We start from the raw sequence: 14,867 nt of genomic DNA on the forward strand, positions 1-14,867 counted from the left end.
GCGCGAGGCTCAGGATGCCTCGGCCCGACCCGTCGTCGCGATCCAGGCGACCCCGTCGCCCGAGACCCGCAGCACGCCCTCGTCGGGGGTGACGTAGACGGCCCCGCCCCGGACGAGCCCGGTCGCGCCGCCACGGCCGCCGAGGCGGATGCCCCCGCCCTCGGCGAGCACGATCGCCGGGCCGTCGATCGGCACCTCGGCACCCGCGTCGCCGGCCGCGCCCGGGTCGACCCGGTGCAGCACGAAGTCCGGGACATCCGGCCGGAACGTCTCCACGCCCGGCGACGTCGCCTCGGGGGCGAGCCGCGGCGGGGCGATCGGGGTGACGTCGAGCACCTCGAGCAGCTCCGACACGTCGATGTGCTTCGGCGTGAGCCCGCCGCGCAGCACGTTGTCGCTCGCCGCCATCAGCTCGATGCCGAGGCCGCGGAGGTAGGCGTGGATGTTGCCCGCCGCCAGGTACAGCGCCTCGCCCCGCCGCAGGCGCACCCGGTTGAGCAGTAGCGAGATGACGATGCCGGGGTCGCCCGGGTAGGCGACCGCGAGGTCCCCGACCGTCGCGAACGACGCGGCGTACGGCGAGTCCGCCGCCTCCGCCGACGCGGCGAGCGCGACGACCCGGTCGACCACCCACGACGCCTCGCCGGTGTCGCCGCCGCGTCCGTCGCGCAGCAGCCACTCGACGGTGGCCGCGAGGCCGTCCTCGGCGGCGAGGTGCGATGCGAGCAGGTCGAGCGCACCGGGATCGGGGGCGCCCGACGCGGCGTCGGCGGCGCGCAGCACCGCGAGGACGCCGTCGACCTCCGTGGTCGGCCGGAAGCCTGACAGCGCATCGAACTCCTCGCTCACGGCGACGATCAGCTCGGGCTTGTGGAAGCGGTCCTTGTAGTTGCGGTCCCACGCATCGATCGCGATGCCCTCGCTCTCGTCGCGCGCGAAGCCGGCCTCGGCCTGCGCGGGCGTCGGGTGCGCCTGCAGCGACAGCGGGGCGCCGGCGGCGAGCACCTTCAGGAGGAACGGCAACCGGCCGCCGGCCGCGAGCGCCGGGCCGAGGGCGCGCTCGGGCTCGGCGACGATCCACGCGCCGAGATCGGGGTACGCCGGTGCGCCGTCGCCGGGCACGATCTGCGCGGGCGAACCCGGATGGGCGCCCAGCCACAGTTCGGCCTCCGGCCCACCGGATGGCGCGACGCCGAGGAAGTCCGCGATGTCGTTGGTCGAACCCCACGCGTAGTCGCGGGGGGTGTTGCGGATCGCCACAAACATGCGGGAGGGTCCTCTCGGCCGGTTCAGTCCAAGCTACAACGGCTTCGGGCCCCGCCCCGAGGCGAACCTAGGCTCGGGGCATCCCACGACGATGAGGAGTCCGTCCATGTCCTTCGCCGCCCTCGAGAGCGACTTCTACGGCTACGCCGACCTGCTGACGGACCGGGAGCGCGACGCGCTCGCCGACCTCCGCGCCTGGCTCGAGGCCGACGTGAAGCCGATCATCGGCGGATACTGGGAGCGCGCCGAGTTCCCGATGCAGGTCGTGCGGCCGCTCGCCGACCTGGGCGTGCTCTCGTTCGCGTGGGAGGAGACCCGACCGTTCGAGAACTCCTCGGTCTTCCGCGGCTTCGTCGCGCTCGAGCTCGCGCGGGTGGATGCCTCGGTCGGCACGTTCGTCGGCGTGCAGAACGGCCTCGCCACGGGGTCGCTCGCGGTCGCCGGGTCGCGCGAGCAGCGCGACGAGTGGATCCCGAAGCTCGCCTCCGGCGAGGTCGTCGGCGCCTTCGGCCTCACCGAGCCGCTGTCCGGTTCGGACTCCGCCCGGGGCCTGCGCACCACCGCCCGTCGCGAGGGCGACGAGTGGGTGCTGAACGGCGAGAAGCGCTGGATCGGCAACGCGACCTTCTCCGACATCACGATCATCTGGGCCAAGGACGAGGCCGACGGGCAGGTCAAGGGCTTCATCGTCCCGACCTCGACGCCCGGCTACGCCGCCACCAAGATCGAGGGCAAGATCAGCCTGCGCCCCGTGCAGAACGCCGACATCGTGCTCACCGACGTGCGGGTGCCCGAGTCGCTCCGCCTCCAGCACGCCGACTCGTTCCGCGCCACCGCCGAGGTGCTGCGCGCCACCCGCGCCGAGGTGGCGTGGGCCGCGGTCGGCACCGCGGTCGGCGCCTACGAGGCCGCCGTCGCCTACGCGAAGGACCGCGTGCAGTTCGGCCGCCCCATCGCGTCGCACCAGCTCATCCAGGACCACCTCGTCAACGCCCTCGGCAACATCACGGCCTCGCTCGGCATGGTCGTCCGCGCCTCGCAGCTCCAGGACGCCGGCACCCTGCGCGACGAGCACTCGGCCCTCGCGAAGGCGTTCGCCACCGCCCGCATGCGCGAGACCGTCGGCTGGGCGCGCGAGGTGTGCGGCGGCAACGGCATCGTGCTCGACCACCACGTCGCCCGCTTCTTCGCCGACTCCGAGGCCCTGTACTCCTACGAAGGCACCCGCGAGATGAACACCCTCATCGTCGGCCGGGCGATCACGGGGCAGGCGGCCTTCGTCTGAGCCCGCTCCGGGCGGCCGCCGCGCTAGCCTTGACCGCATGACCCCCGGCCGGCGCTCGGCGCTCATCGGCGCGTACGCGACCTTCGCGCTGTTCACCGTGCTCGCCGGCCAGTTCTGGCGGAACCTGCTGGGCTGGTGGGGCTTCGGCGTCATCGCCGTGCTCGTCGTGATCGGCGCGATCGCGCTCATCGTCGCGACCCGCCCCGGCTGGAACTGGCGCCGGACCCCGACGTCGTCGCTCGCATTCGTGACGCTCGCGGTGCTGTCGATCACGTGGTCGGCCTACCCGGGCGCGACGGCCCTCGGCCTGCTCATCCTCCTGGTCACCCTCGTCACGGCCGTCTCGCTCGTGCTCTGCGTGGAGTGGGCGCGGATCGTCGCGGCGCTGGCCGGGGCGATCAAGTGGATCCTCGCGCTCTCGCTCCTGTTCGAGCTCTGGGTCGCCGTCGTCGTCGGCGGACCGGTGCTGCCGAACTTCCCCACGTTCGACACCACCGGCGACCTCCCGATGGCGTTCTACTGGTCGCGGGGACTGCTGCTCACGGGCGGACCGATCGAGGGCATCGTCGGCAACCGGAACCTGCTCGGCATGATCGCGCTGTTCGGCGTCATCGTGTTCGCCTGCCTGCTCGCCGCCGGCAGCATGCGGCGACGCCAGGGCATCGCGTGGCTCGTCGTCGCCGGAGGCACGCTGGCCCTCACCCGGTCGGCGACCGTCATCCTCGTCGGCGTGCTCGTGCTCGTCGCCCTCGGCTTCGCCGCCTGGGCACGACGCATCGACCCGCTCCGCCGGCGCCCCCTCTACTGGACGGCCGGCGGCGTGGCCGTGGCATCCGTCGCGCTCCTCGTCGTCGGCTGGAACGCGCTGCTGATCGCGCTCGGCAAGAGCGAGGACCTCACCGGCCGGCTCGACATCTGGTCGGCCGTTACCGGGCTCGCGAGCGAGCGGCCCTGGTTCGGCTGGGGCTGGGTCGGGTACTGGGTGCCGTGGGTGGAGCCGTTCGACGGCCTCGCCGTGCGCAACGGCGTGCAGTACCTGCAGGCGCACAGCGCCTGGCTCGACGTGTGGCTGCAGCTCGGCATCGTCGGGGTCGTCGTGTTCACCGCGATGGTCATCGGCGCGATGTGGCGCAGCTGGTTCCTCGCGGTCGACCGGCCCGTCGACGACCGCGGCGAGCCACGCCCCTTCTCCCCGCCGCCCTCGTGCCGCTGCTCCTGCTCGTCGCCCTCATCGGGCAGAGCTTCGCCGAGAGCCGGCTGCTGATCGAGGGCAACCTCGTGCTGTTCATCGTGATCGCCTGGGCCACGAAACGGCGGCAATGGTCGCCGGAGCCGCTACCGCCCGGCCCGCCCGCGCGTCCCCGCTTCCACGCCGCCGGGCCTCGATGAGCGACGCCCGATCCCACGGCGACCGGCCCTCCGACCGCCCCTCGGCGCGCATGTGGCGCCAGGCGCTCGGTGCCGCCGGATCGGCGCGCTTCGCACAGGCCATCACCCTCATCGCCATCGGGTTCGCGTTCTCCACGCACGCCATCCGCGCCCTCGTCGGGTGGCCGGGCCTGCTCGCCGCGCTCGGCGCGCTGCTCGTGCTCGCCGCGGCGTCGCTCGTCGCCCGCTGGCGCGCCGTCGAGTGGTACGGCATCCTCCCGCTCACGATCCTCGTGTTCGTCGGCTGGTGCGCCGCCTCCGTCATCTGGAGCGAGACCACCTGGCTCAGCCTCACCGGCGTGCTCTACCTCATCGCCTACGGCATCCTCGGCGTCTACATCGCGCTCATGCGCGACACCATCCAGATCGTCCGCGCCTTCGGCGACGTGCTCCGGCTCCTGCTCGGGCTGTCGCTGGCGCTCGAGGTGCTGAGCGGCATCCTCCTCGACCTGCCGATCACGTTCCTCGGCATCCGCGGCGACCTCGCCGCGCTGGGGCCGATCCAGGGCATCTTCGGCACCCGCAACCTGCTCGGGTTCGTCGCCCTCATCGGCCTGCTCACGTTCGTCGTCGAGTGGCGCACGAAGATCGCCCGCGGCGGCAAGGCGTGGGCCTCCCTCGGGCTCGCCGTCGTGCTCATCGCGCTCAGCGGCTCGCCCACGACCTGGATCGCCCTCGGTGCGGCGCTCGTCGCGATGGCCGCGCTCTACGGGCTCCGCCGCGCGAAGGCCGCGACCCGCTGGTGGTGGCAGATCGGCCTCCTCGTCGCGGTCGTCACCGCGCTCGTCGTCGGCTGGATCCTGCGCATCCGCATCATCGAACTCCTCGACGCCCGTGCCGAGTTCGACGTACGGCTCGACGTGTGGCGCGAGGTGTCGCGCTACCTCGCGGTCAACCCGCTGCAGGGCTGGGGCTGGGTCGGCACCTGGCCCGACCAGACCCCGTACATCTGGATCGAGCGGATGACGGGCCGGCCGGCCGCATCCGCGCTCAGCGCCTACATCGACGCGTACTTCCAGGTGGGCGTGATCGGCGTGCTGCTGTTCGCCGCGCTCGTCGGGGTCGCGCTCGTGCGGGCGTGGCTGCTCGCCTCCGACCGCCGGAGCGTCGTCTACGTGTGGCCCGCCCTCGTGCTCGTCGTCATCGCGGTCACGAGCTTCGCCGAGAGCTTCGCCCTCGTCGAGGGCGGCTGGATGGTGCTCGTGGTCTGCGCCGTGAAGTCGGCGCGGGAGATGAGCTGGCGGGACGCGCTCGCGCGGGCCAGGTCTGCCGGCGCGCTTCCGCCGAGGGCCGGAGCATAGGCTAGGGTCCTCGATCACCGCGCGTCGGCGCAGCTCGCCTCACCTCAGCCGGCCGCGGGCTTCGTGGCGAGGGCGATGAACTCGTTATAGACGAACAGCTCGCCGAAGGAGCGGGGGAACGGGAACGAGTAGCTTCGGACCGGCTCGATCCCGGTGCGCGCGAAGTCGTCCGCGATGACGTCGAAGTCCACGAAGAACTCGTGCGTGGCATCCGATCGATACCCGCGTTCCTGGGGCGTGATGACGCACACCTTTCCACCCTCACGCAAATACGGCAGGTACCGCGTGACGAGCTGCACGCCGGACTCGCGGTCCATGTGCTCGAGCACGTGGGCGAAGAGCAACGCGTCGAACGCGCCCGGCGCGGCCCGTTCGGATGCCTCGAACTCCGCCGGCGTATAGGCTTCGAACCCCAACGCTCGGACGACCTTCACCGACTCGGCGTTGTGATCAACGCCGACCCCGCCGCCGAGGTGCTGCAGGTTCCGTCCGATGCCGCATCCGACGTCCAGAGTGAACCCCAGGTCGAGTCGCCGCAGGTTCCACCGATACGGAGCCTGCACGTGCAGTGCCCGCTTCCACCACGCCGACTGCTTCCGGATCAGCCGTTCCGTGTAGTCGGCGCCTTCGGTCGTGCGGCGGGCGTCGGGCTCGTCGCCGGGTCGCTTCTCTGCGTCGGGTCGCTTCAAGGTAGGGCTCCGAGCATCTTCGACATGGCGCCGACCATATCAGCGATGCGCGGGTCGTGACCTATTCCGCGCCCGCACTCAGTCGCCGGCCACCTCGACTCGCTCGATGAGCTCGTCGATCACCTCGAGTGTGTCCTCCCACTTGGTGACGGCGATGCACTGCACGCCGAGCCGCTTCACGGGGTAGTCGTTGCCGTGTTCGTCCAAGCGGTCGCCGACGAAGAGCATGTCGTCCAGGCCGAAGCCCGTGACCTCGGCGAGGCGCTCCATGCCGTACGCCTTGTCGATTCCGCGCTTCGTGATGTCGATCGAGGTCGATCCGCCCGACCGGACCTCCAGCTCCGGCAGGAGGTCCTGCACGGCGTCCCGGAGCGCGTTCTTCTTCGCGCCGGTCGGGTCCCACTCCTGCTTGGCGGCGACCGGGGCGGCCTGTCCGAGCGCGGAGAAGGTGACCTGCGAACCGCGGTCCTCCATGATCGGCCCCCAGGTGTCGGACTCCCAATACCCGAGCTCCCTGGCTGTTTCCTCGACGACCTTGATGGCGTGCTCGCGAACCTCGGGGCTCAGCTCCTGGGCGTACTTGCGCTGCCAGGAGTCGCCCTCGTAGCGGTAGTACTGGGTCCCGCACGTCGGCATCAGGTGCAGCCGCGACAACTGGTCAGGGCTCGCCGTCTCGAGGCGGTCGATGACCTGAGCCTGGAACTGGGCGATCTGTCCGCCGGAGATGACGCAGACATCCGCGACGTCGAGGAGGCGACGCAGCTGCACGGACATGCGTTCATCGAGCGGCGACTTGGACGGCGCGAGCGTGTCATCGAGGTCGAACGCGATGAGCTTGTGCAGGGTCATGAGATGGGTCCTTGTCGATGGGACGCCGGAGCGTCGGTGGAGCGCCGGACGGCGGCGTCAGTTGCTGAACGAATCCCGCAACGCGGCGATGCCCTCGTCGACCTCGCCATCGAAGATGACGTTGCCGTGCGACAGGACGATCGCGCGATCGCACAGATCGCGTACCTGGGAGGCCGAGTGCGAGACGAACACGATCGTTCGCCCCTCCCGCTGGAACTCGTGGATCTTCGCCATGCACTTCTCCTGGAACGGCTCGTCGCCGACTGCGAGGACCTCGTCGACGAGGAGGATGTCGGGGTCCACGTGCACCGCGATCGCGAACGCGAGTCGCACGTACATCCCGGAGGAGTAGAACTTCACCTGCGTGTCGATGAAGTCACCGATCTCCGAGAACTCGACGATCGAGTCGAAGTAGGCGTTCGTCTGCATCCGCGAGAGCCCGAGGATGGATGCGTTGAGGTAGACATTCTCCCGGCCGGTCAGATCAGGGTGGAACCCGGCGCCGAGCTCGAGGAGGGCCGCGAGGCGGCCGCGCCGCTCGACCAGGCCTGACGTCGGGTCGATGATCCCGCCGATCGTCTTGAGCAGGGTGCTCTTGCCCGACCCGTTCGCACCGAGCAGGCCGACGCTCGACCCCGCCTTGATCGTCACGTCGACGTCGCGAAGCGCCCAGAAGTCCTCCTTGTGGCGGTTCGATCGACCGAGGTTGACGATCCGCTCCTTCAGCGACTTGTCCTTGCGGATCACGAATCGCTTCGAGACGTCGGACACCCGGATCACGTCGGGTGCCGGAGCGGTTTGCTGTGCGGCCATCAGATCTCCTGCGCGAAGTTGCCCTGGAGCCGAGCGAACACGCGCTGGCTGATCCAGACGAACACGAGGCCGACCAGCACCATCACGGCGAGCCGGAGCGGCATGTCGTCCGGGTACACCGCTGCGCTCCCAGGCGCCTCTCCGGCGATCCAGATCGCCCGCTGGAACGCCAGGATCGCCATGGTCATCGGATTGGCCAGATAGACCTCCGAGAGCCAAGCGGGCAGATTCGCCTCCTGCAGCGCCTGCAGCACGAATCCGTAGGAGTAGACGATAGGGGAGGTCCAGAAGCCGATGAGCAGGCCGACCTCGACGAGGTACTGCACGTCGCGGAGGTACACGTTGATGGCCGAGAGGAGCAGGCCGAGCCCGACGCCGAAGATGATCACGACGGCGACCGCCACCGGAGCATAGAGCAACTCGGCATGCCATGGCACCTGCTGCAGGACGATGGTGGCGAGGATGAGCACGATGAGCTGGACGCCGAAGTTGAAAATGGCGCTGCCCGTAGCCGCCAGTGGGAAGATCTCGCGCGGGAGGTAGACCTTCTTGATAAGCCCGGCATTGCTCAGGATCGACATGGTGCTCCCTGTCACGACCTCACTGAACAGGCCCCAGAGTGTGAGCCCGGTGAAGACGAAGATCGCGAACTGGGGGATGCCTCGATCGGCGCCGAGGACCTTGCCGATCGCGAAGTAGTAGATCGCGAGCATCACCAGAGGACGGATGAGGCTCCAGACGAAACCGAGCGAGCTGTCCTTGTAGCGGGCCTTCAGCTCCCGACGGACGAGGAGGTCGAGCAGCTCGCGCTGACGCCAGGCATCGCGCACCGCGGCGAGGAACCCGTGGACCGCGGTCGCGGCGGTCGAACCGGTCCGCTCGAACGGCAACCCGGCAAGGCGTTGCGCCCGCTGCGCCGCCGTTTCGGTCATTTCGCTCCTTGTTGCTGGGTGGGGGCGCCTCGCGGGTCGCGCGTCGATCTAGGATGGGATCACTTGGCGAGAGTGCGGCGCGAGCGCCCACGGTAGCCTACACGCGCCAACCTCGGAGTTCGCCTCGCGCGAGGGCCGAGCCCGTAGCGCCGACAACGCCGTCGGCACAGAGACCGGAGCCCCCGTGACCGTTTCCGTCCCCCCATCCGAGCATCCGGTCGTCACCGTCGTGGTCATCGCCTGGCGTCTGGCAGCGCCACTCAGGGACGCCATCGCGTCGGTGGTCGCCTCACAGGATGCGCCGGAGTACGAGGTCGTGGTCGTCCTGAACGGCGTCGCGGACGAGGTCCGCGCGGTCCTCGCCGACGAGGTCGACGGGGTCTCGGTCGTCGACCTCGGCTACAACACCGGCTACGGCTATGCGGCGAACCGCGGCGCCGCCGCCGCGCGCGGCGACCACCTGCTCTTCCTGAACGACGACGCGGAGCTCGCGCCGGATGCGATGCGGACGCTCGTCGCCTCGATGGCCGTGCCGACCTCGACCGAACGCCCGGTCGGCGCCGCGGCCGCCCTCATGCTGAACGCCGACGGCACCGTGCAGGAAGCCGGGTCGCGGATGCTCGGCACCGCCGGCACGGTGCAGCTCGGAGCGGGGATGACGATCGAGGAGGCACGCACGGCCGGGATGCTCCGCCGGCGTCCGATCGACTACGGCTCCGGGGCGGCGCTGCTGGTCCGCGCGGACCTGTTCCGTTCGATCGGCGGCCACGACGCCCGCTACCGTCCCGCCTACTTCGAGGATGCCGACCTCGCCTTCCGTCTGCGAGGGTACGGATACGACGTCGTCCTGGAGCCCGACGCCGTCGCCGTTCACGCCTCCGGCGCCTCCACCGCGAAGGATCGCCGGTTCCGCGATTTCGCCGGCGAGCACGCCGGTCGCGCGTTCATCGACCGCTGGAGCGTCGTGCTCGAAGGGGCGCCGCAGACCGACGACGGGCTCGACCGGCTCTGCCCGGTCCCCCGCGTCAAAGAGGCACCCGCCGCCGAATTCGCACCGCAGGCCGAGGATCCGGCGCAGGTCGCGCTCGCGATCGGGGCGGACTACCAGGCTTGGCTCAACCGCCAGCTCGACGAGTGTCGGACCTCCCACGGCCGGCTGGTCGCCGAGCTGGAGGAGGCCCGGGCCGAATGGGGACACTGGCACGACCGTGCGGAAGAGCTCGGTTCGCACGCGCACGAGCTGAACCTGCAGTTGGTCGACTTGGAATCGCGCGGTCCGATCCGACTGGCCCGGTGGCGGGTGGGCGTGGCTAGGCGGAAGCGCTCGGAGCGACGGGCCGGCTGACCCGGTCGAGGTCGAAGTAGGCCCAGAGCTCCGACGCGTACTCGGCCCAGCTGCGCTGCTCGCGCCGAGCCGCCTCGGCCCGAAGTCGCTGGCGCAGCTCCGGGTCGGTGAGGAAGGCCCTGATCCCCGAGGCGATGTCGCGATCGTCGTGCGGGTCGACGAGGATCGCGCCGCCACCGGCGTCCGCGATCTCCTTCATGCTGCCGAGATCGCTCGTGAGGACGGGGACGCCGACCGCGAGCGACTCCGCGACCGGAAGGCCGAACCCCTCGTTCACCGACGGGAAGAGCGTGAGCGACGACGCCGCGTAGAGCGCCCAGAGCATCTCGTCCGACAGCCCGCGCCGCGTCTCGAGTGAACGCCCCGCGGCCTGCATCGCACTGCTCAGCCGCGCGAACTCCTCACTGTTCCACGAGTTGCCTCCGACGAACACCAGACGGAAGCGAAGCCCGTCGCGCCAGAGGACCTCGGCGGCCTGCAGGATCGCCAGGTGGTTCTTCCTCGGCTCATGGCTCCCGACGCAGAGCAGGAGGGGGTCGTCGTCGTCGACCGGCTCGGCGATCGCCCGCGCCTCGTCGATCACCTCGGGGTCGACGCCCGTCGGCAGCATCACCTCGTGGATGTCCGGACCGGTCAGGCCGATCGCACCGAGCGTCTCCCGCCAGCCGCGGTACTCGGCCGTCGAGGCGATCGACGTCGTCGCGACGTTCGTCGCGAACGCGACGGCGCTGAGGTTCTTCGCGAAGACCCCGCCCATGCCCGGTCCCACGGTCTCCGCCGTGGTGATCGGGACGCAGTCGTGGCCGACGACGTGGACGCGGTTCGGCGAGAACCGGGCGAGTGCCTGGATGCGCGCCGTACGCTCCACCTCCGTGGCCAACTCGATCAGCACGTAGTCGGCTTCCCACGGCACGACGACCCGTCCGACCGACCGGCGGTCGTCGACCGGTCCGGTGCCCCACACCGCGTTCTCCCGCTCCGCGGGCTCCAGTCGGCGAAGGCGCGAGTAGGAGTCGTCCCAGCCGACGAGCTCGAACGCGTGGTCGGTCGACCAGTGGACGATCGTCTGCCGCACGACCCGTTGGATGCCGGTCGCGAGCTCCGAGCGCGCCGTGTGGTCGGCGTCGACCATGACACCGCCGACCACCTCAACGTGGTCGTTCAGGCGCGTGGCGAATCGGGTGCGCGCCGACCGGACGACATCGCCGACGGCTGCGAGCGGGCCGTCGAGCCGGACCCGCCGCTGCAGTTCAACGACGTCGTCGACGCCGGGCAGCGTCGCGGTGGTGACCGCGAGCAGCAGCCAGAGTCGCTCGGCATCGTCACCGACCAGCCGGGAGACCCGCTCCCGCAGTCCGCCGCGGACCGCCTCCGGCGTCGACTCGCGCTCCAATGTCGTCGCGACCAACTTCAGTCGCGCGGTGATCCCGGTCGCCATCAGCGTCCCGCCTCCGTGATCGGAACGACCAGTCCTGCCCACAATTCCTCCGCATAGTCGTCCCAGTCGCGCCGAGGCCGTGCCGCGGCCTGCGCCCGGAGTTCCCGAAGCCGCTCGTGATCCGTCAGGAGCGTCCGCATGGCGCGCATCAGCGCGAGGTCGTCACGCGGGTCCACCAGCAGGCATCCGCCGTCGGCCGCGATCTCCGCCGTGCTCCCGAAGTCACTCGTGATGACCGGGACACCGAAAGCCAGCGACTCCCCGACAGGCAGCCCGAAGCCCTCGTGCAGCGACGGGAACACCGTGAACGCGGCTTCGCGGTACGACTCGACGAGCACGCGATCATCGACGTTGCGCAGTGCCTCGAAGCGGCGCCCCTTTCGACGGAGCGCGGCGATCCGCCGGTCGAACCGTCCCGTGTGGTGCGCTGAGCCGCCGCCGATGAATCGGAGTCGGAAGCGATGTCCGGTGCGCCAGAGCGCCTCAGCCGCGAAGAGCACGGCATCGTGGTTCTTCCGCGGCTCCTCACTGCCGACGCAGACGATCAGCGGGAGCTCGGAATCGGCGACCTCGTCGCCGGCCCGCTCGTGCAAGATCGGTGCGTCGACTGGAAGGGGGACGGCGACGACGTCGGGCCCGACGAGCCCCTGCGAGCTGAGCGACCCGACGAAGCCCTCGAACTCGGACGCGGCGGACCTGCTCACCCCGGCGAGGCGGTCGGCATGCTTCACCACGGACATGAACTCGACGAACCGGTCGGACTCCGCGCGATCGACCATGTCCCCGCTGACCACCGGGATCATGTCGTGCACGACGAATCCGACGCGGTTGCCCGAGTACATCGCGAGCCCGCGCAGCGGCCCGCACTGCGCTCGCTGCGGCACCTCGATGTGGACCATGACGCAGTCCACTGGTACGACGATCTCGTCATTCGGCGGCGTCGCCGTGGTCGACCCCGTCAACGAATCGGCCGAGTGCCAATCGAACAACGTGGATTCCTCGGCCGGCGTGAGTGATCGGAGGGAGCCATCCCGATCGGACCACACCACGAACTCGGTCGACTCGCGTTCCCGCCACCGGCGGGCGGTATGCCGTACCACGCGCTGGACGCCCGTGTTGTGACGCGTGCGCGCCGAGAAGTTGACGTCGACGACGACGGCGTCGCGCACGACGCGGAGCGTGGACCCGAGGGAGTTGTTGCGGATCGCGGCATCCCGACAGGCCGAGAGCACGACGGGGCGGAGGTCCTCCACGGCGACGAGGTCGAGCCTCCGTCGGAGTCGCTGGAGTTCCTCCGGGAGCGGGTACGCGCCCGAGACGGCCACGAACAACAGCCAGGTCGTCGGGTCCGCGCGGACCTCCTTGGCACGGGTCGCCAGGAGGGGGAGCAGCACGCCGGGGCCGCGACAACCCGCTTCCTCGAGTTCCGTCGCCGACAGCCCCATCACCTCGCCCGCGATGGCGAGGCGCTGCAGGAGCGCTCGCTCGAGCACGGCGGGATCGGTCACCCACGCCCGACCGCTCAACGGCGTCCCCGCCGGTCGGAACGCGTCAGCCGCGCAGTCACGATTCGCATGGTCGGGATCAACCCGATCTCCGCGACCTTGAGCTGCACGGTGCGCGCGTCGCGGAGGGGGCGTGTCACCCGCCACGAGAACGTCTCGTGAATGTTCGGGACCTCCGTCGCAAACGCATCGGCCGAGATCAGCCAGTCGTGGACGACGCCGTTTGCCTGGTCATCGACGAGCGACTGCAACCGTTGGTTCTCCGCAGCGAGCTGCTCCACCCTCGCTTCGAGTGCTGCTTTCGTCGGTGTCGCCATGGATCAGGCACCTTTCCAAACTGGCCGTGGCCGTCTCATCGAATCCTAGGGCGGGCAGGAGTAACGCCGACGGCCGCATCTGCGCGATCGAACGATTCAGGGGTTGATCACCGGCACGCAGAGCAACGTGTCCTCACGGTGATACAGCACGTCGACGCATTGTCCCTGGAAGACTTCGTACCCGTAGGCGTCGTTCTTCATCATCGCAGACAGCAGGATCGGTCCGCGTCCCTCCTTGTATGGGGCGGTGCGGATACCCCGGTCGAGAAAGAGCAGCTCGGGATTCTGCCAACCGAGGAAATGCTGTACCTGGACGACCTCGAGGTCGCGGAGCGCCTGAGCGTCCTCCAGCTGCTCGGCACGCGACCATCCGTACGGTGCGGCGAACGCGCTGGCCGCATGCAGCAGAGTGACCGCCAGGACGGCGACCGTCGCCACCGAACACGCCAACGGTCGCCACCTTCGGGAGCCCGAGGGGCGATCGAGCAGGAATCGAACGCCCAGGACGGCCATCGCCGCGAGGATCGGCACTCCGACGACCACACCCGGGAGGACGTGCCGGAACCAGACACGGTCGGAGACGAGCATCCACCAGGCAAGGAACACGGCGAGAGTCCCGACACCCCCGAGCATCGCAAGGAATCGCCCCCGATCGACGACAAGGAACTCGAATGATCCAGTGGTGCGTCGGGAACCGATCACCCAGACGACGATGCAGGCGACGACGGCGAACCCGACGATCGCGCTGAGTACCGGCGTTCCGAAGAACCCGTGGAGGAACACCTCAGCTCGCTCTCGGACATGCCCGCCGCCCCCGTCTGCGCCGGAGCCGTTGCTGAGTACGACGTCGAAATACGACGCCGTGAGTTGACGATAACCGTCGAGGCCGAGTGTGACCAGCTTGACCGCCTCCCACGTCAGAATGGGGATCGCGATACCCGCCACCAGCGCGAATGCACGCTTGAGCGCTCCGAGCCACCACGCGCGCCGCCATGCGAACGGCACGATCAGCAAGGCCCCGAGCCCGATCGCGGGGAGCGCGAGGAGGCCGAGGAGCTTCGTGGTGATGGCCAGGCCGAGCGCGACCCCCGAGAGCAATCGCGATCTCGGTAGGAGCAGAATCGCCGCGAGGATAAGCGCAGCCGCAGGGAACTCGCCGATCGCGTCGGCGAAACCGAACACGACCGTCGCAGGGTAGTCGGTTGCAGGGTTGATAGCGAGGAGGCCGACGAGCGCGGCGAGCGCGCCCCATCGCCCGGCGATGCGACGGCCGAGCAGTGCAGCGCTCACGACGAGCAGGACCGCGAAGGGAAGCGTCGCCCACCGTGCCGCCTCGATGGTGACGCCGAAGACCGCCATCGTCGCCGCGGTCGGGAGCAACACCGCGGGTCCGGTCGAGAGCAGCGGGTCGAATAGCACCACCGCCCCACCGCCCGCCCAGTCGGTCGATGCGTATCCATGGCCGGTGATCAGATTCACCGGTGCCTGCAGCACGTACGCCTCGTCGAAGCCGAGGGGTGCGACATAGACGTCGGCAACGAAGCTGAGCACGAGCCCGAGCCCGACAACACAGGAAAGGAACAGGAACAGCCAATCCGACGCCGAAGCAGGCCGGTCGAACCGCCGTCGCATCGCGTGCCCCGACGCGTTGGTGTCCTCCGAGGCAGTCTCATCACGTGCGCGGGTGCTCTGGACCATC

Annotated in this window: 12 protein-coding genes and 1 pseudogene; 4 read left to right on the top strand and 9 right to left on the bottom strand. The window is 70.0% G+C overall.

Features of this window, described 5'->3' with window-relative positions:
• Positions 1 to 9: 9 nt before the first annotated feature.
• Positions 10 to 1,266, bottom strand: coding sequence for a mannose-6-phosphate isomerase, class I (gene manA, locus ACGGZK_RS16595; RefSeq protein ID WP_395243726.1), 1,257 nt, complete (start codon positions 1,264 to 1,266; stop codon positions 10 to 12).
• 106 nt (positions 1,267 to 1,372) lie between these two features.
• On the opposite strand from manA, the gene ACGGZK_RS16600 reads away from it, so the two are divergent.
• From ACGGZK_RS16600 to ACGGZK_RS16610, 3 genes are all read left to right on the top strand, one after another.
• Positions 1,373 to 2,551 carry an acyl-CoA dehydrogenase family protein gene (locus ACGGZK_RS16600; RefSeq protein ID WP_395243727.1) on the top strand — a complete coding sequence of 393 codons (1,179 nt, stop codon included), beginning with the start codon at positions 1,373 to 1,375 and terminating at the stop codon, positions 2,549 to 2,551.
• A 37-nt stretch (positions 2,552 to 2,588) separates the two neighbouring features.
• Positions 2,589 to 3,815, top strand: coding sequence for an O-antigen ligase family protein (locus tag ACGGZK_RS16605; protein WP_395243728.1), 1,227 nt, complete (start codon positions 2,589 to 2,591; stop codon positions 3,813 to 3,815).
• Between the two features lie 121 nt (positions 3,816 to 3,936).
• Entirely contained in the window at positions 3,937 to 5,280 is a 1,344-nt protein-coding gene (locus ACGGZK_RS16610) for an O-antigen ligase family protein (protein ID WP_395243729.1), read from the top strand.
• 44 nt (positions 5,281 to 5,324) lie between these two features.
• Here ACGGZK_RS16610 and ACGGZK_RS16615 read toward each other — a convergent pair whose 3' ends face one another.
• The 4 genes and pseudogenes from ACGGZK_RS16615 to ACGGZK_RS16630 form a co-directional block, all read right to left on the bottom strand.
• On the bottom strand, positions 5,325 to 5,969 hold the full coding sequence (locus tag ACGGZK_RS16615) for a class I SAM-dependent methyltransferase (RefSeq protein ID WP_395243730.1): 645 nt from the start codon (positions 5,967 to 5,969) through the stop codon (positions 5,325 to 5,327).
• Between the two features lie 78 nt (positions 5,970 to 6,047).
• The gene (locus tag ACGGZK_RS16620; RefSeq protein WP_395243731.1) at positions 6,048 to 6,818 is read right to left on the bottom strand and encodes an HAD-IIB family hydrolase; all 771 of its coding nucleotides are present in this window, start codon (positions 6,816 to 6,818) and stop codon (positions 6,048 to 6,050) included.
• 72 nt (positions 6,819 to 6,890) lie between these two features.
• A pseudogene (locus tag ACGGZK_RS16625) lies at positions 6,891 to 7,631 on the bottom strand (ABC transporter ATP-binding protein); the annotation flags it as partial.
• Entirely contained in the window at positions 7,631 to 8,563 is a 933-nt protein-coding gene (locus ACGGZK_RS16630; RefSeq protein ID WP_395243732.1) for an ABC transporter permease, read from the bottom strand. The gene ACGGZK_RS16630 and the pseudogene ACGGZK_RS16625, both read right to left, overlap by 1 nt.
• Positions 8,564 to 8,747: 184 nt before the next feature.
• On the opposite strand from ACGGZK_RS16630, the gene ACGGZK_RS16635 reads away from it, so the two are divergent.
• Positions 8,748 to 9,908 (top strand): glycosyltransferase, encoded by a 1,161-nt coding sequence (locus ACGGZK_RS16635; protein WP_395243733.1) that lies wholly within the window; start codon positions 8,748 to 8,750, stop codon positions 9,906 to 9,908.
• Here ACGGZK_RS16635 and ACGGZK_RS16640 read toward each other — a convergent pair.
• The 4 genes from ACGGZK_RS16640 to ACGGZK_RS16655 all read right to left on the bottom strand — a co-directional run bounded on the left by ACGGZK_RS16640 (position 9,874) and on the right by ACGGZK_RS16655 (position 14,866).
• Positions 9,874 to 11,346, bottom strand: a complete 1,473-nt coding sequence (locus ACGGZK_RS16640; protein ID WP_395243734.1) for a glycosyltransferase family 4 protein — start codon at positions 11,344 to 11,346, stop codon at positions 9,874 to 9,876. The genes ACGGZK_RS16635 and ACGGZK_RS16640 overlap by 35 nt on opposite strands.
• Positions 11,346 to 12,854 (bottom strand): glycosyltransferase family 4 protein, encoded by a 1,509-nt coding sequence (locus ACGGZK_RS16645; RefSeq protein ID WP_395243735.1) that lies wholly within the window; start codon positions 12,852 to 12,854, stop codon positions 11,346 to 11,348. Before ACGGZK_RS16645 ends, ACGGZK_RS16640 begins: the two co-directional genes overlap by 1 nt.
• Positions 12,855 to 12,868: 14 nt before the next feature.
• Positions 12,869 to 13,168 (bottom strand): hypothetical protein, encoded by a 300-nt coding sequence (locus tag ACGGZK_RS16650; protein WP_395243736.1) that lies wholly within the window; start codon positions 13,166 to 13,168, stop codon positions 12,869 to 12,871.
• Positions 13,169 to 13,264: 96 nt separating this feature from the next.
• Entirely contained in the window at positions 13,265 to 14,866 is a 1,602-nt protein-coding gene (locus ACGGZK_RS16655) for a hypothetical protein (protein ID WP_395243737.1), read from the bottom strand.
• Position 14,867 lies beyond the last annotated feature (1 nt).

Source organism: Agromyces sp. MMS24-K17 (genome assembly GCF_043950245.1).
Taxonomy (GTDB): domain Bacteria; phylum Actinomycetota; class Actinomycetes; order Actinomycetales; family Microbacteriaceae; genus Agromyces.